The organism is Allobosea sp. P4_C6 (genome assembly GCF_056402015.1).
Map to the genome: position 1 here is coordinate 18,130 of NZ_JBFUIF010000028.1, position 19,965 is coordinate 38,094.

General features: G+C 67.2%; 23 protein-coding genes and 1 pseudogene. 11 read left to right on the plus strand and 13 right to left on the minus strand.

Annotation, left to right across the window (positions count from 1 at the left end):
* From AC1DVA_RS19000 to AC1DVA_RS19030, 7 genes are all read left to right on the plus strand, one after another.
* A complete protein-coding gene (locus tag AC1DVA_RS19000; RefSeq protein ID WP_476806899.1) occupies positions 1-1,281 on the plus strand; it encodes a beta-ketoacyl-ACP synthase in 1,281 nt (426 codons plus the stop codon).
* Positions 1,278-2,024, plus strand: a complete 747-nt coding sequence (locus tag AC1DVA_RS19005) for an SDR family NAD(P)-dependent oxidoreductase (RefSeq protein WP_476806900.1) — start codon at positions 1,278-1,280, stop codon at positions 2,022-2,024. The genes AC1DVA_RS19000 and AC1DVA_RS19005 overlap by 4 nt, the downstream gene beginning before the upstream one ends.
* Positions 2,025-2,080: 56 nt before the next feature.
* Positions 2,081-2,329 (plus strand): CopG family ribbon-helix-helix protein, encoded by a 249-nt coding sequence (locus AC1DVA_RS19010; RefSeq protein ID WP_476806901.1) that lies wholly within the window; start codon positions 2,081-2,083, stop codon positions 2,327-2,329.
* Complete coding sequence (locus AC1DVA_RS19015; RefSeq protein WP_476806902.1) at positions 2,326-2,610, plus strand: type II toxin-antitoxin system RelE/ParE family toxin; 285 nt, start codon at positions 2,326-2,328, stop codon at positions 2,608-2,610. Before AC1DVA_RS19010 ends, AC1DVA_RS19015 begins: the two co-directional genes overlap by 4 nt.
* A gap of 15 nt (positions 2,611-2,625) precedes the next feature.
* A complete protein-coding gene (locus tag AC1DVA_RS19020; protein WP_476806903.1) occupies positions 2,626-3,648 on the plus strand; it encodes a zinc-binding dehydrogenase in 1,023 nt (340 codons plus the stop codon).
* A gap of 211 nt (positions 3,649-3,859) precedes the next feature.
* Positions 3,860-4,840, plus strand: coding sequence for a lipid A biosynthesis lauroyl acyltransferase (locus AC1DVA_RS19025; RefSeq protein WP_476806904.1), 981 nt, complete (start codon positions 3,860-3,862; stop codon positions 4,838-4,840).
* Between the two features lie 68 nt (positions 4,841-4,908).
* The gene (locus AC1DVA_RS19030) at positions 4,909-5,673 is read left to right on the plus strand and encodes a DUF1223 domain-containing protein (RefSeq protein WP_476806905.1); all 765 of its coding nucleotides are present in this window, start codon (positions 4,909-4,911) and stop codon (positions 5,671-5,673) included.
* Between the two features lie 34 nt (positions 5,674-5,707).
* Here AC1DVA_RS19030 and AC1DVA_RS19035 read toward each other — a convergent pair whose 3' ends face one another.
* From AC1DVA_RS19035 to AC1DVA_RS19045, 3 genes are all read right to left on the minus strand, one after another.
* Positions 5,708-6,313, minus strand: a complete 606-nt coding sequence (locus AC1DVA_RS19035; RefSeq protein WP_476806906.1) for a TPM domain-containing protein — start codon at positions 6,311-6,313, stop codon at positions 5,708-5,710.
* Entirely contained in the window at positions 6,313-7,107 is a 795-nt protein-coding gene (locus AC1DVA_RS19040) for a TPM domain-containing protein (protein ID WP_476806907.1), read from the minus strand. Before AC1DVA_RS19040 ends, AC1DVA_RS19035 begins: the two co-directional genes overlap by 1 nt.
* Positions 7,108-7,215: 108 nt before the next feature.
* Positions 7,216-7,818 carry a LemA family protein gene (locus AC1DVA_RS19045; RefSeq protein WP_476806908.1) on the minus strand — a complete coding sequence of 201 codons (603 nt, stop codon included), beginning with the start codon at positions 7,816-7,818 and terminating at the stop codon, positions 7,216-7,218.
* A gap of 126 nt (positions 7,819-7,944) precedes the next feature.
* Between AC1DVA_RS19045 and ggt the strand changes: the two genes are divergently transcribed.
* Entirely contained in the window at positions 7,945-9,681 is a 1,737-nt protein-coding gene (gene ggt / locus AC1DVA_RS19050) for a gamma-glutamyltransferase (protein ID WP_476806909.1), read from the plus strand.
* A 151-nt stretch (positions 9,682-9,832) separates the two neighbouring features.
* Here ggt and AC1DVA_RS19055 read toward each other — a convergent pair whose 3' ends face one another.
* The 3 genes from AC1DVA_RS19055 to AC1DVA_RS19065 form a co-directional block, all read right to left on the minus strand.
* Positions 9,833-10,312 carry a hypothetical protein gene (locus tag AC1DVA_RS19055; RefSeq protein WP_476806910.1) on the minus strand — a complete coding sequence of 160 codons (480 nt, stop codon included), beginning with the start codon at positions 10,310-10,312 and terminating at the stop codon, positions 9,833-9,835.
* Between the two features lie 5 nt (positions 10,313-10,317).
* Positions 10,318-11,547 (minus strand): dual-specificity RNA methyltransferase RlmN, encoded by a 1,230-nt coding sequence (gene rlmN / locus AC1DVA_RS19060; RefSeq protein WP_476806911.1) that lies wholly within the window; start codon positions 11,545-11,547, stop codon positions 10,318-10,320.
* Between the two features lie 215 nt (positions 11,548-11,762).
* On the minus strand, positions 11,763-12,362 hold the full coding sequence (locus AC1DVA_RS19065; protein ID WP_476806912.1) for an invasion associated locus B family protein: 600 nt from the start codon (positions 12,360-12,362) through the stop codon (positions 11,763-11,765).
* A gap of 180 nt (positions 12,363-12,542) precedes the next feature.
* Here AC1DVA_RS19065 and AC1DVA_RS19070 point away from each other — a divergent pair.
* Positions 12,543-13,515 (plus strand): annotated as a pseudogene (locus AC1DVA_RS19070) (NADPH:quinone oxidoreductase family protein).
* Between the two features lie 6 nt (positions 13,516-13,521).
* On the opposite strand, the gene AC1DVA_RS19075 reads toward AC1DVA_RS19070, so the two are convergent.
* Positions 13,522-13,857 (minus strand): YkvA family protein, encoded by a 336-nt coding sequence (locus tag AC1DVA_RS19075; RefSeq protein ID WP_476806930.1) that lies wholly within the window; start codon positions 13,855-13,857, stop codon positions 13,522-13,524.
* 217 nt (positions 13,858-14,074) lie between these two features.
* Here AC1DVA_RS19075 and AC1DVA_RS19080 point away from each other — a divergent pair, with 217 nt between their 5' ends.
* Positions 14,075-14,860 (plus strand): SDR family NAD(P)-dependent oxidoreductase, encoded by a 786-nt coding sequence (locus AC1DVA_RS19080; protein WP_476806913.1) that lies wholly within the window; start codon positions 14,075-14,077, stop codon positions 14,858-14,860.
* A gap of 3 nt (positions 14,861-14,863) precedes the next feature.
* Here the strand turns inward: AC1DVA_RS19080 and AC1DVA_RS19085 are convergent, their stop codons facing one another.
* The 4 genes from AC1DVA_RS19085 to ftsY form a co-directional block, all read right to left on the minus strand.
* Positions 14,864-15,577, minus strand: a complete 714-nt coding sequence (locus AC1DVA_RS19085; RefSeq protein WP_265050890.1) for an RES family NAD+ phosphorylase — start codon at positions 15,575-15,577, stop codon at positions 14,864-14,866.
* The gene (locus tag AC1DVA_RS19090) at positions 15,574-15,987 is read right to left on the minus strand and encodes an MbcA/ParS/Xre antitoxin family protein (protein ID WP_476806914.1); all 414 of its coding nucleotides are present in this window, start codon (positions 15,985-15,987) and stop codon (positions 15,574-15,576) included. The genes AC1DVA_RS19085 and AC1DVA_RS19090 overlap by 4 nt, the downstream gene beginning before the upstream one ends.
* Positions 15,988-16,187: 200 nt before the next feature.
* On the minus strand, positions 16,188-16,823 hold the full coding sequence (locus AC1DVA_RS19095) for a septation protein A (protein ID WP_476806915.1): 636 nt from the start codon (positions 16,821-16,823) through the stop codon (positions 16,188-16,190).
* The gene (gene ftsY, locus AC1DVA_RS19100; protein WP_476806916.1) at positions 16,820-18,094 is read right to left on the minus strand and encodes a signal recognition particle-docking protein FtsY; all 1,275 of its coding nucleotides are present in this window, start codon (positions 18,092-18,094) and stop codon (positions 16,820-16,822) included. Before ftsY ends, AC1DVA_RS19095 begins: the two co-directional genes overlap by 4 nt.
* A 157-nt stretch (positions 18,095-18,251) precedes the next feature.
* On the opposite strand from ftsY, the gene AC1DVA_RS19105 reads away from it, so the two are divergent.
* On the plus strand, positions 18,252-18,911 hold the full coding sequence (locus AC1DVA_RS19105; protein WP_476806931.1) for an RluA family pseudouridine synthase: 660 nt from the start codon (positions 18,252-18,254) through the stop codon (positions 18,909-18,911).
* 86 nt (positions 18,912-18,997) lie between these two features.
* Here AC1DVA_RS19105 and AC1DVA_RS19110 read toward each other — a convergent pair whose 3' ends face one another.
* Positions 18,998-19,294, minus strand: coding sequence for a 4a-hydroxytetrahydrobiopterin dehydratase (locus tag AC1DVA_RS19110; RefSeq protein WP_265050894.1), 297 nt, complete (start codon positions 19,292-19,294; stop codon positions 18,998-19,000).
* Positions 19,291-19,863, minus strand: coding sequence for an RNA 2',3'-cyclic phosphodiesterase (thpR, locus tag AC1DVA_RS19115; RefSeq protein WP_476806917.1), 573 nt, complete (start codon positions 19,861-19,863; stop codon positions 19,291-19,293). Before thpR ends, AC1DVA_RS19110 begins: the two co-directional genes overlap by 4 nt.
* Positions 19,864-19,965 lie beyond the last annotated feature (102 nt).

Here is a 19,965-nt window from a genome sequence, read left to right on the forward strand (position 1 = left end):
ATGAGCACGCATCGTGACGCCAAGGGTCGCCCGCTCGTCGCCGTCACCGGCCTGGGCATCGTCACCTCGCTCGGCCAGGGCAAGGACGCCAACTGGCAGGCGCTGACGGCCGGCAAATCCGGCATCCACCGCATCGAACGCTTCCCGACCGAGGCCCTGCGCACCACGATCGGCGGCACCGTCGATTTCCTGTTCGATGGCTCCTTTACTGCCCCCCAGCTCTCCGAGAAGCTCGCCACATTGGCGGCCGAGGAGGCTGTCGGCCAGAGCGGCATCGCAAAGGCCGGCGATTTCCCGGGCGAGCTCTTCATGGCCGTCCCGCCCGTCGAGATGGAATGGCCTCAGAAGCAGGAGCTCGCCCAGTCCATTGACGGCGAGGTCGACTATGACGGCCTGCTGCGCACCGCCGCCACCGGCAAATACGCCGCGATGCACGAGCTCTTCGTGTTCGGCGGCGTCGCCGACCACATCGCCGACCGTTTCGGCACCAGGGGCTCGCCGATCTCGCTCTCGACCGCCTGCTCCTCCGGCGCGACAGCGATCCAAATGGGCGTCGAGGCGATCCGCCGCGGCGAAACTGAAGCCGCTCTCTGCATCGGAACCGACGGCTCGATCCACGCCGAGGCGCTGATCCGCTTCTCGCTGCTCTCGGCGCTCTCGACCCAGAATGACCCCGCCGAAGGCGCGGCCAAGCCCTTCTCGAAGAACCGCGACGGCTTCGTCATGGGCGAAGGAGCCGGCGCGCTGGTGCTGGAGGATTACGACCACGCGCTGGCGCGCGGCGCCACCATCCTCGGCATCGTCGCCGGCTGCGGCGAGCGTGGCGACGGCTTCCACCGCACGCGTTCGAGCCCGGACGGCAAGCCCGCCATCCTCGCCATGCAGGACGCGCTGGCGGATGCGGGACTGACGCCCGACGATGTCGACTACATCAACGCCCACGGGACATCGACGCCCGAGAACGACAAGATGGAGGCGATGAGCTGCGCCGCCGTCTTCGGCGAGCGCATGGCGAAGCTGCCGATCTCCTCCAACAAGTCGATGATCGGACACACGCTGACGGCGGCGGGCGCGGTCGAGGCGGTGATCTCCTTCCTGACCATCGCCAACGGCAAGATTCCGCCGACGATCAACTATGCCAATCCCGACCCGGCGATCACGCTCGATGTCGTGCCGAACACGGCCCGCGACGCCAAGGTGCGCACCATCATCTCCAACTCCTTCGGCTTCGGCGGCCAGAACACCTGCCTCGTGCTGACGGCGCCCCCGGAGGCGGCATGACCAGGATCCTCGTGACGGGCGGCGCCAAGGGTGTCGGCGCCGCGATCGTGCGCGCGCTGGCCACAGCCGGCCACGATGTCGATTTCACCTTCCGCTCTTCCGCCGACCAGGCGAAGACGCTGGCGAAGGAGATCGCGACGGCCCATCCCGGCCGCACGGTGACCGCGCTGCCGCTCGATCTCTCCGACAAGGCGGCGCTCGACACCTTCTGCGAGGAGCGCGAAGGCGAGAGCTATTTCGGCCTGATCCATAATGCCGGCCAGCCCTATGATTCGCTGGCGGCGATGATGGCGCAGGACAAGGCCGAGGCCGCGATGCAGGTCAATTTCTGGGCCTTCACCCGCCTGGCCAAGAGCCTGATGCGCAACATGATCCGCGCCAGGGCCGGGCGCATCGTCGCCATCGGCTCGGTCGCGGCGCTGCGCGGCAACCCCGGCAACGCGGCCTATGCCGCCTCCAAGGGCGCGCTGATCTCCTATGCGAAGACTCTTGCCGTCGAGACCGGCAAGCGCGGCGTCACCGTCAACGTCATCGCTCCGGGCTTCGTCGACACCGACATGATGGCGCCCTACGCCGCCTATCGCGACAAGATGCAGGCGCAAATCCCGGCCGGCCGCTTCGCCAAGCCGGAGGAGGTCGCGGGCCTCGCCGCCTTCCTGATGAGCGAGCCCGCCGCCTATATCACCGGCACCGTGCTGCCGATCGACGGCGGCGTGACGGCGCATCTCGGCGTGCATCGCTAAGTTCGACTTGCACGGGCAGTTCTGCTAGGTTCATGATGAACCGGAGAGAACCATCCATGACGGCTGCCTTCACTATCCGCCTCGACGACGAAATGCTGGCCAAGCTCGATTCGCTTGCCGCCGATACGGATCGCTCGCGCAACTGGATCGCGGCGAAGGCGATCGAGAGCTATGTCGAGCTGAATGCCTGGCAGATCGAGCAGATCAAGGCCGGCCTTGCGGAAGCCGATCGCGGTGAGTTCGTCAGCGAGGCCGATCTTGATGCGATCGAAGCCGAGATTCAGGCCAAGATCGACCAGCAATGAATATTGTCTGGACACCGAGAGCCCAGCGTAACCTGCGCGATACGGCACGCTATCTGACGCAGTTCAATCCATTCGCAGCGTTGTCCGCGATCCGCACGATTCGCATCGCGCCGAAGCAACTTCTGCATCACCCCGCCAGCGGGCGGCCAGGACGGATTGACGGAACCCGCGAACTCGTCGTCGGCGGAACTTCGTACATCTTGCCGTACCGTGTCCATCAGGACGCCATCGAAATCCTCGCGGTTCTCCATACCTCCCGGCAGTGGCCGGACAAGCTCTGAAAGACCGATTGCCCGATGCGCTCCCTCCAGCTTCATGGTGACCGCGATCTCCGTCTGGAAGAGATCGAGCCGCCGCCGCCGCCCGCACCCGGCGAGGTGCAGATCCGCATCAAGGCGGTGGGCTTGAACTATCTCGATCTCTGGGGCTTTCGCGGCATGGCCTTCGCCAAACGCAAGATGCCGCAGGCGGCAGGCGTCGAGGCAGCAGGCGAGATCGTCTGCGTCGGCGAAGGCGTGGCCGGCTTCGCACCGGGCGACGTTGTCACCGCCTATGGCGCCGACACCTGCGGCCAGTGCAAGGCCTGCCGCGAGGGCCGCGACAATCTCTGCGAGAACGTCGCCGGCATCATGGGCTTCCATATCGACGGCTTCGCCCGCGAATTGCTGAACCGCCCGGCGCGGCTGACGATCAAGGCGCCGAAGGGCGTCTCCTTCGAGGACGCCGCCTGCGCGCCGATCGGCTTCGGCACTGTCCAGCACATGCTGTTCGACAATGCCAGGCTGGAACCCGGCGAATCCGTGCTCGTCCATGCCGGCGGCTCGGGCATCGGCACCGCCGCGATCCTGATGGCCAAGGCGATCGGCTGCACGGTCTACACCACCGTCGGAGACGATGAGAAAGGCGCGAAGGCCAAGGCGCTCGGCGCCGACCACGTCATCAATTATCGCGAGGACCGCTTCGAGGGCGTCGTCCGCAAGCTCACCGGCCGCAAGGGCGTCGATGTCGTCTTCGAGCATGTCGGCGCCGATACCTGGAACGGCTCGCTGCTCTGCCTGAAGCGCGGCGGCCGGCTCGTCACCTGCGGCGCCACCTCCGGCCCCTCGGCGACGATCAACCTGATGCAGCTCTTCCAGCAGCAATACCGCATCACCGGTTCCTTCGRCTGCCGCATCGAGAATATCGCCCAGTCGCTGGAGAAGATGGCCGGCGGCATGAAGCCGGTGATCGACTCGGTCTTCCCGCTCGCCGAATTCGAGAAGGGCCTCGCCCGGATCGAGGGCCGCAAGGTCTTCGGCAAGGTCGTCATCGCCTTCTGAACGACGCCTCCGCCCAGCCAAAGACTTGACGGCAGCGCTTTCCTGCCCCAGATCGCCCCTCTCAAGCCCGGCCTAGCTCTCGGACGGGCGAGCTAGAGCATTTTCAAGCGAAGTCGATTCCGGTTCGCGTGAAGAAAATGCGACCAAACGAAGGGACACAGCAGGTGTGCGTTGCGCAGAAACGCGGACCTGCTCTGGAGCTGGACCGACCTTGAAACGATTGAAGGCAATCGCCGCGCGCGCCGGCGCGGCGGCGATGATCGGCGTGATCCGCGCGCTGTTCGCATTCCTGCGCCTGCTCGGCCCCGAACGCTCCAGCGATGTCGGCGGCTGGCTGCTGCGCACGGTGAGCCCGCTGATCCCGGTCAACCGCGTCGCGCTCGCCAATATCCGTTCGGCCCTCCCCGAGAAGGACGAGGCGGAGGTGAAGCGCATCGCACGCGGCGCCTGGGAGAATCTCGGCCGCACGGCCGCCGAATACGCCCATCTCAAGACGCTGTTCGATTACGACCATGACAACCCCGACAGGCCCTCCCGCGTCGAGGTCGAGGGTATCGAGCACTTCATCACGCTCAAGGAAGACGACAGGCCCGGCCTGATCTTCTCGGCGCATCTCGCGAATTGGGAACTGCCGGCGATCTGCGCGGCGACCTACGATCTGGAGACGACGGCCGTCTTCCGTGCCCCCAACGATCCTGCGATTGCCGCGATCGTCCACGAAATCCGCTCCGGCGCCATGGGTGGACTCGCCGCGGCCAAGCAGGGCGCCGCCTTCGCCATGCAGGGCGTGCTGGAAAAAGGCGGCCATCTCGGCATGCTCATCGACCAGCACTTCACGCGCGGCGTTGTGGTACCTTTCATGGGCCGTCCCGCGCTGACCAATCCGATCATGGGCAAGTTCGCCCGCCGCTTCGATTGCCCGGTCCATGGCGTGCGCGTCATCAGGCTGCCGAACCAGCGCTTCCGCATCGAGCTGACGCCACCGCTCGACCTGCCCCGCGATGCCGCTGGCGAGATCAACGTTCAGGGCGCCATGGCGATGATGACGGCGGTCGTGGAGGGCTGGGTGCGCGAACACCCGGAGCAGTGGCTCTGGATGCATCGCCGCTGGCGACCCAATATGATTTCTGCCGCTGCGCTGGCCGGTTTCGATCACGCCCGCGCGACCATGCCCGTTTTCAAGGCAACGTGATTTCCCTCTGCGACCAATTGCTGGCTTTGGTAACCTCCGGAAAATAAATCGCCCTCAAAGTCGAGTTCATGTTCTCCGTCCTCAGCCAATCCGCTGCGACTATCGCGTTTCTCGTCCTCGGCATGACGATTGCCCAGGCGCAGACGGCTGCGAAATCGCCCAAGGCCGTGATCGAGCTTTTCACCAGCCAGGGTTGCTCATCCTGTCCGCCTGCGGATGCGCTGGTGGTCGAGCTGGCGAAGGACCCCGAGCTGATCGCGCTGACCCTGCCGGTGACCTATTGGGACTATCTCGGCTGGAAGGATACGCTCGGCAAGGATTCCTTCGCGAAACGCCAGAAGTTCTACGCCAAGGCGCGTGGCGACGGGCAGGTCTATACGCCCCAGGTCGTCATCAACGGCGCCGCTCACGCGATCGGCTCCGAGAAGGCGGAAATCGAGAAGGTGGTGAACCAGCTGGCCGTGACCGGCTTCGCCGCGAAACTGGCCCTGAAAGAAGAGAACGGCAGCCTTCAGATCAGGATCGCGCCGACAGGGAGCACGAGCGAGGAAAAGGCCGGCGTCTGGATCATTCCGACGACGCGCCAGGCGACGGTTCCGGTCACGCGCGGCGAGAACCAGGGCAAGACCCTGGCCTACGCGAATGTCGTGCGCGGCATGGTGCGCGTCGGTGACTGGAACGGCCAGGAAGCGACCATCACCGCGCCGCTGACGGCGTTGCAGGCACCGGAGGCCGATGGCTACGTCGTCATCATCCAGGCCGAACGGCCCGGCAAATACGGCATGATGCCGGGCGCCATTCTCGGGGCCGCCCAGGGTCTGGCCTCGCGCTGACGCTTGCGCCCGATCCTTCCGATCAGGCTGTCCCTCAGAGCAGAATGACCTTGTTCGACAGCTCGTCGACATCGCCGGGCACCGGCGGAACATGCTGCGCCAGCACCGCGCCGACCCCGTCGACCGCCTTGATCAGCCCCTCGGCCAGCCTGTCCTCGCGCGCCGCGGCCAGCAGCGGCTCGATGATGCCGCGCCAGGTATCCGCAGCGACCAGTCCGTCGATTCCACTATCCGCCAGCACCTCGGCATAGCGCTCCTGCAAGGCGATGTAGAGCAGCACGCCGGTGCGCCCTTTGGTCCGAGTCAGGCCGCGCGCCGTGAACTCCCGCAGCGCCGCCTCATGCGCCCGCCGACGCTTGACGAAGCCGGGAACGAAGCGGCCGCCACGCCCGTACCAGAGCAGCGCGCCGAGCAGCACCGCCGCGCAGAAGAGCTGGATCATGAAGATGCGCTGGGCGCTCATCACCGTCATCGAGAGCAGCGGCCACGGCACGAACAAGGCCAGCGTCAGAGCCATCATCACCGGCACGTTGCGATAGCTCGACGCCGCCCGGTCGATCACGACGACGATCTCGCCGGCCGTCTGCAATTCGGCGCGGCGCACGGCCTCCGCGATCGCATCCCTGTCCGCATCGTCCATCACCAGTCTCCCGAAGCTCCGCCGCCGCCGGAGGAGCCGCCACCGCCCGAGAATCCACCGCCGCCGGAACTCCAGCCGCCCCCGCCGCCGCTCCAGCCCGAGCCGGAACCCGTGCCCCAGCTCGTGCTCTGCGGCAGCGTCACCCACTGCCCGTTGCGCAGCCGGTGGCGACGCGCACCGCCCTGCTGGCTCAAGCCGCGCAGGAAGGCGACGATGAACAGGAAGATGAAGATCATCGCGATGATGACGGCGATATCCTCGCCCAGCGTGCTCTCGTCGGAGCGCACCTCCGCGCGGCGCTGCCATTCCTCGGCATCCCCGGCAAGGATGGTCAGGATGGCATCGACGCCCGCTTCGATGCCGCCAGCGAAATCGCCGGTCTTGAATTTCGGCGCGATGGCGGTGGTGATGATAACCTTGGAAAGCGCGTCGGTGAGCGCGCCTTCGAGGCCGTAGCCGACCTCGATGCGGACCTTGCGCTCCTTCGGCGCGACGATCAGCAGCGCGCCGTTGTTCTTCGCCTTCTGGCCGAGCTGCCAGTGGCGGAACAGGCCGTTGGCGAAATCCTCGATCGTCACGTCCTGCAGCGACGGCACGGTCGCGACCACGACCTGATCCGACGTCTTGTCCTCATGCGCCTTAAGCTTGTCCTCGATCCGCTGCCGGACATCGGGAGCGAGCAGGTTCGCGCCGTCGACGACGCGCCCCGTCAGCGCGGGATAGGTCGGCTCCGCAGCGTACGCGATGCCGCTGCACAAGATCAGGAACAGGGCTATGACCCCACGCAACGCCATCATTCTCGGGCGAAGCGCAGCGCAGACCCGAGGATCTCCGGCAGGAGATGCCCGGGTCGAGCCCGGGCATGACGTGCGAACCGATTTCACAGGCCTCTGCCACTAACCTCAGAACTTCACCGCGGGCGGCCGCTCGGCGCCGGACGTGGCCGTGAAGGTCTCCATCGGCTTGGCGCCCCAGAACAGCTTGGCCCAGATCACGCCGGGAAAGGTGCGGATCTCGGTGTTGAAGGCCTGGACCGCCTGGATGTAGTCCCGCCGCGCCACCGCGACCCGGTTCTCGGTGCCTTCGAGCTGGGACTGCAGGGCGAGGAAGTTCTGGTTCGACTTCAGCTCGGGATAGCGCTCGACCGTGACGAGCAGCCGCCCCAGTGCGCCGGTGAGCTGGTTCTGCGCGTCCTGGAATTCCTTGAATTTCGCGGGGTCGTTGATGGTCGAGGCATCGACCTTGACCTGCGTCGCCTTGGCGCGGGCCTCGACGACGGCAGTCAGAACCTCACGCTCCTGCGCCGCATAGCCCTTCACCGTCTCGACGAGGTTCGGGATCAGATCGGCGCGGCGCTGATACTGATTCTGCACCTCCGACCAGGCCGCTTTCGCCCTCTCCTCCAGCGTCGGCACGTTGTTGTAGCCGCAACCGGCGAGCGCAAGGCCCACCAGCCCCAGCGCGAGCCAGGCAAAAGGACGGCGAAGATGGGCGGAAAACGACATGCCGAAAACCCCTTTTGGCAGCGTCAGAACGGTCTCGATTCGGAACTCTACCTGCCGTGGCCCGCAGGACCAAGCTGTCAGGCCGCGGCGAATGGCCTATCCTGCCGCCGTACTCGGAGATGAGCCATGCGCCTGCCCGCCCTTCTGCCGCTGACAGTGGCCCTGCTGACCGCCCAGATCGCAACCGCCCAGACCCTCGCACCGGCCCCGGAAGCCTCGACCGGGCGCGCCGCCAAGACGCTCGGCACGGCCCAGCGCTTCATGGCGGCAGCCGCCAACCCGCTCGCCGCCACAGCCGGCCGCGATATCCTGCGCGCCGGAGGCAGCGCGACCGACGCCGCCATCGCGATCCAGCTCGTGCTCAATCTGGTCGAGCCGCAGAGCTCCGGCATCGGGGGCGGCGCCTTCCTCGTCCATTGGGGCGAGGCCGCCCGCAAGGTCACTACGCTCGACGGCCGCGAGACGGCGCCCGCCGCGGCAACGCCCGAGCGCTTCATGCTGGACGGCAAGCCGATGCCGTTCCGGGAGGCAGTGGTGGGGGGCCGCTCGGTCGGCGTCCCCGGCACGCTGAAGCTGCTGGAGGAAGCGCATCGCCGCTGGGGCAAATTGCCCTGGCCCGATGTCGTCGCGCCCGCGCTGAAGCTGGCGGAGGAGGGCTTCGCCATTTCGCCGCGTCTCAACGGGCTGCTCGCCGGTGAACGGGACCTGCCGAAGAACCCGATCGCCGCTGCCTATTTCTACGAGCCGGACGGCAAGCCGAAAGCCGTCGGCACGATCCTGAAGAACCCCGCCTTCGCGGCGACGCTGCGCGCGATCGCGGCCAGTGGCGCGAAAGCCTTCTACGAAGGAGCCGTCGCCGAAGACATCGTCGCGACCGTCACCGGGCACCCGAGCAATCCCGGCGACGTGACGCTGGCCGACCTCGCCGGCTACAAGGTCGAGGAACGCGAGCCGGTCTGCGGCGCCTACCGCATCTGGCGGCTCTGCGGCATGGGCCCGCCGAGTTCGGGCGCCGTCGCCATCCAGCAGATGCTCGGGATGCTGGAGACTCAGGATCTGCGCCGGCTCGGCCCGGGCGCCGAAGCGGCGCACTGGTTCAGCGAGGCCGGCCGCCTCGCCTTCGCCGACCGGGCGCTCTACCTCGCCGATCCCGCCTTCATCAGCGTCCCCGTGCGCGGCCTGATAGACCGCGACTATATCCGGTCACGCGCCGGCCTGATCGGGCCTGAGCGCTCCATGGGCCGCGCCAAGGCCGGCGACCCACCCCATAGGCGCGCGCAGCTTCTCGCCCCCTCCGACGGCATCGAGAACGGCACCAGCCATATCTCGGTGGTGGACACCGACGGCAATGCCGTCGCGATGACCACGACGATCGAGGACGGCTTCGGCTCGCGCCTGATGACCAAGGGCGGATTCCTGCTCAACAACGAGCTGACAGACTTCAACTTCGCCCCGGAAGAAGACGGCAAGCCCCTCGCCAACCGCGTCGAGCCCGGCAAGCGCCCGCGCTCCTCGATGGCGCCGACGCTGGTCTTCGATGCCTTCGGGCGGCTTTATGCCGTCGTCGGCTCGCCGGGCGGCAGCCAGATCATCGGCTATGTCGCCAAGACCCTCGTCGCACTGCTCGACTGGAAGATGGACCCGCAGCAAGCCGTCGATTTCGGCAACTTCGGCAGTCGCAACGGCCCGACCGAGCTGGAGAAGGGTACGGAAGCCGAAGCCTGGAAGGCCGCGCTGGAAGCTAAAGGCCACGAGGTCAGGCTGCTGGAGATGACTTCGGGCACCCAGGCCATCGTCAAGACACCCGAGGGCTTCCTCGGCGGCGCCGATGGCAGGCGCGAAGGCGTCGCGATCGGCGATTGAGCGTCATGACACGCCGTCATGCTCGGGCTTGACCCGAGCATCTCATGCCGAAAGAGGCGCTTTGATGAGCCTTGTCCCGAGAGAGATTCTCGGGTCTGCGCTTCGCTTCGCCCGAGAATGACGCGCGAGCTTCGGGCGATGCCTTTGGACCTCAGGGCTGCGCCGTGCGCTCCCCGCCGGCTCCGCGCCCTGCGATCAGCCAGTAGACGAAGCCCGTCGCCGCGCCGACCAGGAACAGCCCGGAGATGATCTGGAGCTCGGCCGGGCTCGGCGTACGCGACAGCCTGAGCATGGCGAGCGGCAGCAGCGCCGCGAGCAGCCCGGTGAAGCCGGCCTGGAGCAGCCCGCTGCGCAAACGGAACAGCTCCGAGCCGATCGCGACCAGCACGACGGGCGCGACGATGATCGCAAGCCCCAGCCGTCCGATCAGCCCGAAGGCCGCCTGCGCGGCCGGCGCCGGATCGATGCCGCTCTCGGCCAACCCGAACAGGATGTCCAATAGCCGCTCGATGCCGCCGCCGATCAGCAGAGCCACGGCCGGCGAGGCGACGCTCGCCATCGCCAGGAAGAACAGGCCCGCCCCCATCGCGACGAGACAGGCGAAGGGGATCAGCAGAATCCAGCGCAGCAAGCGGCTCACTCCGCCGCGACGGCCGGCACGGCTTCCGCCTGATCTTGATCCAGCATCAGCCGGGCGCGGGCGGAGAGCTTCTCCGTCTCGCTCTTGAGCTGACCGCAGGCGGCGAGGATGTCGCGCCCGCGCGGGGTGCGGACCGGCGAGGCATAGCCGGCACGGAAGACGATATCGGAGAAGCGCTCGATCCGGTCCCAATCCGAGCACTCGTATTTCGTGCCGGGCCAGGGATTGAACGGGATCAGGTTGATCTTGGCCGGGATGCCCTTGAGCAGCCGGACCAGCTCGCGCGCCTCGGCGTCTGAATCGTTCACGCCCTTGAGCATGACGTATTCGAAGGTGATCCGCTTCGCGTTGGAGAGACCCGGATAATTCCGGCAGGCCTCGAGCAGATCCTTGATCGGGTACTTCTTGTTGAGCGGCACCAGCTCGTTGCGCAGCTCGTCGCGCACCGCATGCAGCGAGATCGCCAGCATCGTGCCCATCTCGCCGCCGAGCGGGCCGATCTGCGGCACCACGCCCGAGGTCGAGACGGTGATGCGCCGGCGCCCGATCGAGAGCCCCTGGTCGTCGGACATGATGGCGATGGCATCGCGCACGCCGTCGAAATTATAGAGCGGCTCGCCCATGCCCATGAAGACGATGTTCGTGACCAGGCGCCCGCCATCGTTCGGCACGAAGGCGCCTTCCGGCGGCTTGCGGTTGGGGAAATCGCCGAGACGCTCGCGCGCCACCATCAGCTGCGCCACGATCTCCTCGGCCTTGAGGTTGCGGACGAGACGCTGCGTGCCGGTGTGGCAGAAGGTGCAGGTCAGCGTGCAGCCGACCTGGCTGGAAACGCAGAGTGTGCCGCGGTCGACCTCGGGGATGTAGACGCATTCGATCTCGGCGCCGCGGTCATGCGGCCCGGTCGAGGGCATGCGCATCAGCCATTTGCGCGTGCCGTCGGTCGAGACCTGCTCGGCCGTCACCTCCGGCAGATCGAGCGAGAAATGCGCGGCGAGCTGGCCACGCAGCCCCTTGCCGATCGTCGTCATCGCGTCGAATTCGCGCACGCCGTAATGGTAGATCCAGTTCCAGAGCTGGCCGACGCGCATGCGCCGCTCCTTCTCGGGAACGCCGATCTCGGCCAGGGCCTCGGCGAGGCCTGCGCGGGTGCGCCCGGCCAGCGACGGGCGCCGCAAAACGGTTTCAGCCGCCGGAGCGGCAGGTGCGGAAACGGACACGGTCATCGGAGCTCTGTCGTCGCCCATACGGAAAGGCGCGGGATTTCCCGCTCCCTAGCACAATTGCCGGAAAACCGGAACCCCGCCGTCATTCTCTGGCGGAGCGAAGTGCAGACCCGAGAATCTCTGGACGAGAAGGCGCCGCGAGTTTTTTCCGGCATGAGATGCTCGGGTCAGGCCGGAGCATGACGCGCCCCGGTCTCACGGCGGCGCCATGCGCCTTACTTGCAGGCGTCTTCGGCCCGCTTCACGATCTGGCTGATGCCGGCGAGCGAGTATTTGTCGCTGGTCGGGTTGCCGCGCTTCGAGGTGCCCTTGATCTCCAGCCCGGCGCCGCGCCGCATCGAGTCGAGCATGCGCGTCTCCTCGGCCGGGTTCTTCAGCCACATGTTCTGGCCCTTGGCGACCAGCGCGAAGCGGTCCGTGCCGATGAGCGCCTGATGCTCGACGCCTTCCTTGAGGTCGAAGTTCATCACGAAGCTGATCTCGTTGCGCACGCCCTCGCCCGGCCGGCTGGAGACGAAGAGCAACCCTTCGACCTCCTTGAGATTCGCAGGTATGCGGGTTTCGGCCTTGGACAGGGCGTAGCAGACCTTGGAGCGGCCTTGCTGCGACGAGAAGGCCTGCCATTTGCCGGCCGTTTCCAGCAGCATCGCCTGCCCCTGCCCGGAGGTGGCGGCAGCCGGCGTGGCGGCCGGCTTCGGCTTGGCCGGAGCGGCCTGGGCCGACAGCGCGGGCAGACCGAGCAATCCGGTCATCAGGCCGAGCGCGGCGAGGCGGAAAAGAGCGGCGTCGCGGGTACGGAGGAACGAGCTGATCATGGACCGCCATCAGTCACTAAAAATCTTAACACCGCGTTTACCACGAGTGGATCGCGCGGGACGGCGGCATAGAGTGTCACGATCCTGGCGAAAATACGAATGGCGCAGCCGCTGGCCGGTTCCGCGCCATGCGACGCCGTGGCACAGTCCGGCAGCGCGGCGGTGAATGGCGGATCGACGATGAAGGCCTTGCTCTGCGAACATCACGGCCCGGCGGCAGATCTCGTCATCCGCGATCTGCCGGAACCGTGTCCCGGACCCGGCGAGGTCGTCGTTGCCGTCAAGGCGGCCGCCCTCAATTTCTTCGACACGCTGATCATCAAGGGCCGCTATCAGACCAGGCCCGCCTTCCCCTTCTCGCCATCGGCCGAATGCGCGGGCACCATCGCGGCGATCGGCGAGGGCGTCACCGGCTGGCAGCTCGGCGAGCGCGTCGCAGCCTGGCTCGGCTATGGCGCAGCGTGAGAAGGTCGTGGTTCCCGCCGAGGCGCTGATCCGCGTACCGGAGCGGCTCGACGACGCACAGGCTGCAAGCCTTTTCGTCACCTACGGCACGGCGATGCACGGGCTGATCCAGCGCGCCCATCTGAGGGCCGGCGAGACGCTCGCGATCCTCGGTGCCTCCGGCGGCGCCGGCTTGGCGGCGGTCGAGATCGGTGCGCTGCTCGGCGCCCATGTCATCGCCTGCGCCTCCTCGCCCGACAAGCTGGCATTGGCTCGCGAGCACGGCGCGCAGGAGGAGGTCGACTATAGCCAGGCCGATATCCGCGCCGCGCTGAAGAAGCTCACCGAGGGGCGCGGCGTCGACGTGCTCTACGACACCGTGGGCGGCGAACTCGCGGAACCGGCGCTGCGCTCCATGGCCTGGGAGGGGCGCTACCTCGTCGTCGGCTTCGCCGGCGGCGAGATTCCGAAGATCCCGCTCAACCTGCTGCTGCTGAAGGGCTGCGATCTGCGCGGCGTCTTCTGGGGAGAGTTCGTCGCGCGCGAACCGGCAGCGCACCGCCGCAACATGGAACGCCTGCTCGAATGGGCGGCAGGAGACCATATCCGCGCCCATGTCCACGCGACCTTCCCGCGGGAGCGCTGGACGGAAGCCTATGCGCTGATCGGCGACCGCAAGGCCAAGGGCAAGATCGTGCTGACGCTGTGACGACGCCTAAAGCTCCGCCAGCGCCTTCCTCGCCCGCTCGCGATGCTCCACCTTGATCGAACCGGCCACCGCCGCGATGGCGGCGGCGATCACCGCCGCATCGTCGGTGAAGCCGAGAAGCGGCATGATGTCGGGAATGGCGTCGATCGGCAGCACGAAATAGCCGAGCGCGGCGAGCAGCGTCATCCGCACGCGCCGCGGCGTCGCCGGGTCCCGCGCGCAGAACCAGGCCGTCAGCAAATCCTCGGCAAACGGAATACGCTTTGCGACGCGCTTGAGCCGGGCCATGAAATCGGTCCCGAACTTCGCCTCGTCGCGCAGGCTCTTGCGGATCGCCTCCATCTCCTCGCGGCTGAAGCTTGCGCTGAACCCTTCGCTCATTCCTGTCTCTCTCCTTCGCGTCCTATGACGCCAATGATCGCGCACCGGAATCGACGCGCCATGTCGAAAGATGGTCCCGTCGCAATCCTGCACAAGAGGCCTGCCGGAAAACCCGCTTGGAGCGGCACGAAACGCCCTCTAAACCGGCTCCAGAACCAGGACGCACGGGAAACGCACCATGAAGCTCGATTCCTCCCTCGCCGCCATCGTCACCGGCGGCGCCTCCGGCCTCGGCGAGGCGACGGCTCGGATGCTCGCGAGCCAGGGCGTCAAGGTCGCGCTGCTCGACCTCAACGCCGAGCGCGGCGAGGCGATCGCGCAGGATATCGGCGGTGTCTTCTGTTCCTGCGACGTCACCAACGAGGCCTCGGTCGACGAGGCGCTGGCCAAGGCTCGCGCCGCCCATGGCATCGCCCGCATCGTCGTCAACTGCGCCGGCATCGCACCGGGCCGTCGCGTCGTCTCGAAGAAGCGCGAGACCGGCGAGCTCGTCGCGCATGACCTCGCCACCTTCGAGAAGGCGGTCGCGATCAACCTCGTCGGCACCTTCCGCGTCATCGCCAAATCGGCGGTCGCGCTTGCCGGGCTCGAGCCGGTCACCGCCGATGGCGGCCGCGGCGTCATCATCTGCACGGCTTCGGTCGCCGCCGAGGACGGCCAGATCGGCCAGGCCGCCTATGCCGCGTCCAAGGCCGGCGTCGCCGGGATGACGCTGCCGATCGCGCGCGATCTGGCTGGTGTCGGCATCCGCATCGTCACGATCATGCCAGGCCTGTTCGAGACGCCGATGTTCGCCGGCCTGCCCGACGAAGCCAAGGCCTCGCTCGCCGTCTCGGTGCCGCATCCCTCGCGCCTTGGGCGCCCGGCGGAATATGCCGCGCTCGCCCGCAGCATCATCGAGAACGACATGCTGAACGGCACGTCGATCCGCTTGGACGGCGCGATTCGCCTGGCGCCGAAATAGACGTCAGACGACGCGGTAGACCTCACCGGCGCTGCGATCCCGGTAGAGGTCCACCCGCTCGCCGTTCCAGTGATAGTCGAGATGCCGCCCCTGCACCGGCTGGCTGGCCCCATCCGGGTAGAACAGTCCAGCGCATTCGCCACCAGGGCAGCGCACGCTGGGATAGGCGATGCCGGCGGAGCCGAGTGCCCGCAAACCTATGCCGAGTGCTTGGCTCGCGGCATAGTCCGTGGGGTCGAGCACCGGGGCGGCTTCCGCCCCGAACGCCCGCACATCATGAAGGTCGGCGTCGACCTCCAGCACGATCTCGCGAAATTGCGAGGTCCATCCGGGCGGCTGGGCCGTCGCCAGCATGAAGCGGGCGTGGTGATGGATCGTCTCCAGCAACGCCACCTCGAAGCGGTCGCCGACATAGAGCACGCCGAAGCTGCCGTCGCTGAAGCGGCTCGGCCGGTCGGGGCTGACATGGGTGAAGGGCGCCATCAGCCAACTCGCACCCGGCCCCGAGACGCGCCGCTTCGCCGGCACGAGATCGAGATTGCCGATCGTCTCCATCAGGCGCGGATTGGTCTTCTGCTCGGCCGCGATCAGCAGCGGCCAGTCGGCAGGGTCGGCGATGTCCTCGAACAGGTCGATCGGCGGGAAGATGCTGCGGATTATCCGGACCGCCCCGCGCCATCTGATTTCTGTGACCGGCAGGCTCGCCGGATCGATCACCAGGCGCCCCGCTCGGCGTCGAGCAGGCGGCGCACCCGCATCAGGTCGGTGAGTTCGCCGCCAAGCATGATGTCGAGCGCCGTCCTGCCACCGAAGTCGCTGTTCGGCCGCTTGAGCCAGTCATAGCCACGCTGCGGCTCGGTGAAGATCAGCCTCAGCGCCTTGTGGATGCCCATCAAATTCGACAGCCGCGCCTTGCCGTCGCGCGAGATGCGGCCGATCTCGCCGGCTTTCCAGCGCCGGTAGGTCCTGACCGGCAGATCGATCAGCACTGCCGCCTCCTCGTCGGTGACGCGCCAGAGCCGGAACAGATTGACCGCCGCGCGGAACATCGCCGCCGCCTCGTCATCGCCGATGGGATCGGGGGCGAAATTGCGTTGAGCGGTCTCGATGCGCAGCAGGGCCGTCACGGCATCGTTCTCCATTTGGCATAAAATGGAGACAATCTTGCCAAATGGCAAGAGACATCCAAAACACCGCGTCATCCCGGACAACCCGCGTCAGCGGCGCCGATCCGGAATCCATGCCTGAACCTCTATCGGACATGCTCCGGAATGGATTCCGGGTCTTCCTTCGGTCGTCCGGGATCACGACGTGGAGGTGCTTGACCTTACTCTTCCGCCTTCGCCGGCTTGATCTCATGCTTCAGGATCAGCGGCGTCTGCGCCAGCGCAAAGGCCATGGTCAGCGGCATCACACCCCAGACCTTGAAGGCGACCCAGAAATCCTGGGTCTGCGTCCGCCAGACCACCTCGTTGATCGCCGCCAGCACGAAGAAGAACAGCCCCCAGCGGAAGGTGAGCTTGCGCCAGCCTTCCGCGTCGAGCTGCAGCACCGTCTCCAGAAGCAGCGACAGCAGCGACCGGCCGAACAGAAGCCCGCCGAGCAGCACGCTGCCGAACAGCGCGTTGACGATGGTCGGCTTGACCTTGATGAAGAAGGCATCGTCCAGCGCCAGCGTCAGCCCGCCGAAGACGCTGACGACGATGGCGTTCACGATCGCCATGCGCGGCAGATAGCCCATCAGCACTCGCGACAGCGCCAGCGCCACCAGCGAAGCGACGATGAAGATGCCGGTGGCGACGAAGATGCGCCGGTCCTCGGCGACGCCGAGCAGCCTGTCGCCATAGGAATTGGCGAAGAAGAAGATCGCCAGCGGCCCGAACTCGAGCGCCAGCTTCAGCAGCGGGCTTATCGCCTTGCCCTTGGCCGCCCCGACGGGGATTTGTCGTGTGGTGCCGCTCACGCCGCTTCTCCCAACCCCGCCACGGCGCGGGCGAAATCGCGCGCCGAGAACGGTTCCAGATCGTCGACGCTCTCGCCGACGCCGATGAAATGCACGGGCAGGCCAAACTGCGCAGCCAGCGCCACGAGAATGCCGCCGCGCGCCGTGCCGTCGAGCTTGGTCATCACGAGCCCCGTCACGCCCGCCGTCTCGCGGAAGGCCTCGACCTGGCTGATCGCGTTCTGGCCGACGGTGGCGTCGAGCACCAGCAACGCCGCGTGCGGCGCGCTCGGATCCTGCTTGCGGATGACGCGAACGACCTTGGCGAGCTCGTCCATCAGGCCCTGCTTGTTCTGAAGCCGCCCGGCCGTGTCGACCAGCAGCACGTCGGTGCCCTCAGCCTTGGCCTTCTCAAGCGCCTCGAAGGCGAGGCCGGCGGCGTCCGCGCCCTGCTGGCCGAAGACGACCTTGGCGCCGGTGCGCTCGCCCCAGACGCGCAATTGCTCGATCGCGGCAGCGCGGAAGGTGTCGCCGGCGGCGAGCATCACGGATTTGCCCTCGGCGCGGAATTTCGCAGCGAGCTTGCCGATCGTCGTGGTCTTGCCGGAGCCATTGACCCCGACCATCAGGAGCACGAACGGCTTTTTCGTGGCGTCGATCGCAAGCGGCAGCGCCACCGGAGTCAGGATCGTCTCGACCTCGCGCGCCAGGATCGCCTTCACCTCGCTCGGTTCGATCTGCTTGTCGTAGCGGCCATCGCCGACCGCCTTGGCGATACGCGCCGAGGTGGCGAGCCCGAGATCGGCCTGGATCAGGATGTCCTCGAGATCCTCGAGCGTGCCGGCATCGAGCTTGCGCTTGGTGAAGAGGTCGGTGATCCCCGTCGTTAGCGCCGAAGAGGTCCGCGACAGCCCCTCGGTCAGCCGCCGCCACCAGCTCCGCTTCGGCTGAGGCGCGGGCGCCGCAAGCGACGCCGAAGCAACCACAAGCTCGGGTAGCGGAGCGGCGATAGCTTCCAGTTCTGGTTCGGATTCTGCGACAGGCAGGGCGCCGTCGACCGGAACGGGCGGCAAAACCGCATCGGGTGCCGGCTCGGGGACCTCGACGACGGGCGCTTCCGTCTCGGCAGTTGGCGACGTGGCCGCTTCCGCTGCTTCCGGTTTGGGCTCTTCGACCGACTCTGCAAGCTGTTCATTCACCGGCTCGACAGCCGGCGCCGGCTGCGCCGTTTCGTCCTCGCGTCCGAACAGCCTCGAAAAGAAGCCGCGTTTCTTCGGTTCGGTCTCGCTCATCGCCATCCTGTCTTCGGTTCGGCGGCTGTCTCGGGTTGCGCCGCCGGGCCGGCTTCGCTAGCGCAATGCCATGGCAGCGCCGGACCGACCAGAAAATTCGCAATCCCCCGGGCAGATCGAGGCCGAACTGCCCGTGCCGGTGCTCTATCGCGACGCCATGATGCTGGTCATCGACAAGCCCGCCGGGCTCCCCTCGCATCGCGGCCCGCAGGCGAAACGCCGCGTCATTCCGGTCCTGACCGATCATCTCGACCAGCTCCGCTTCGGCCTGCCGCGCCGGCCCGAAGCCGCGCACCGGCTCGACAAGGACACGTCCGGCTGCCTCATCCTCGGCCGTCATCCGCGTGCGATGGCCGAGCTCAACCAGATGTTTCGCGACGGACGCATCGACAAGACCTATTGGGCGATCGTACGGGGCGAACCGGCTGATGACGAAGGGCTGATCGACCTCCCCCTCGCCAAGCGCTCGCCAGAGCGTGGCTGGTGGATGAAGGTCGACCCCGCCGGCCTGCCCTCGCAGACGCGCTACCAGGTGCTGGGACGCGGCCGCGACGAAACCGGCCCGCTTGCCTGGCTCGCGATGGAACCGCTGACCGGCCGGACGCATCAATTGCGCGTTCATTGCGAGGCCAGCGGCTGGCCGATGCTGGGCGACGAAATCTACGGCGACGCTCCGCGCGAAGGCGGGCCGGGCCTCCAGCTCCATGCCCGCGCCGTCACCGTGCCGCTCTACCGCAAGCGCGAACCGATCCGTGTCGAGGCGCCGCCGCCGCCGCATATGCTGGCGGCACTGAGGGCGTGCGGTTGGGGCACATAGCCCTGCTCATCTGAAGATATGCGGGTCATCCCGGACGACCGGAGGGAGATCCGGGATGACGGCGTGTTTCCCGAGGATGTCGAAAATCAGTTCCCTAGAGCGTCGACCGCCCGGGCAAGCTTGACGTCGAGCTCCGTCAGTCCGCCGGCGTCGTGGGTGGCGAGCGTCACCTCCACAGTCCGGTAGACGTTCGACCATTCCGGGTGATGATTCATCGCCTCGGCCAGCAGCGCCACCCGCGTCATCCAGCCGAAGGCCTCGCTGAAATCGCGGAAGACGAAGCGCTTGGTGATCGCCTCCCGCCCCTGCGCCAGCTTCCAGCCGGTCAGCGTCGCCAGAGCCTCGGCCTGCGCCTCCGGGGAAAGCCGCTTCGGCCGTGTCATCGGCGCATCTCCCGCGACAGGCGGTTCGGATAGGATGGGCCGAGCGGATAGGCGGCTTCCAGCACATAGGGCCCGCCGCCGGTCGAATCGCGCGACGACATCAGCGCGACGCGACGCGCCGTGAACGTGATCGGCCTGATGATCGGATGCAGGCCGAGATGATGCGCCACCTCGACCGGCGAGGTGTCGCGCAGTCGTGCCAGCGTAACATGCGGCACGAATTTGCGGCCCTCCGCCGGCAGGCCGAGGCGGCGCATCTGCCGCTCGATATCGGCCTGAAGCTCGACCAGCGCCCGACTCGGCTGCGCGTGCGCAAAGACGGCGCGCGGCTTGTCGCCGCCGAAGCTGCCGAGCGCATCGAGCGTCACCTCGAAGGGATAGGCTTGCAGGTCGGACAGCATGTGGTCGACATCGTTCGCCATGCGCCGGTCGACATCGCCGAGAAAGCGCAGGGTGATGTGGTAATCGGCCGGCTCGATCCAACGCGCGCCCGACAATCCGCCACGATGCAGCGTCAGCTCGGTCGCGACTTCGGCGGGAATTTCCAGAGCGATGAACAGCCTCGGCATGAGCGATTCCTGCCAAGTGATTGTGACTCTGGCGAGACGGTAGAGCAGGAAGCCGGCTCAAGGGAACCGGTTTTCCGCCGCGCGATGCCCGACATCCACCGT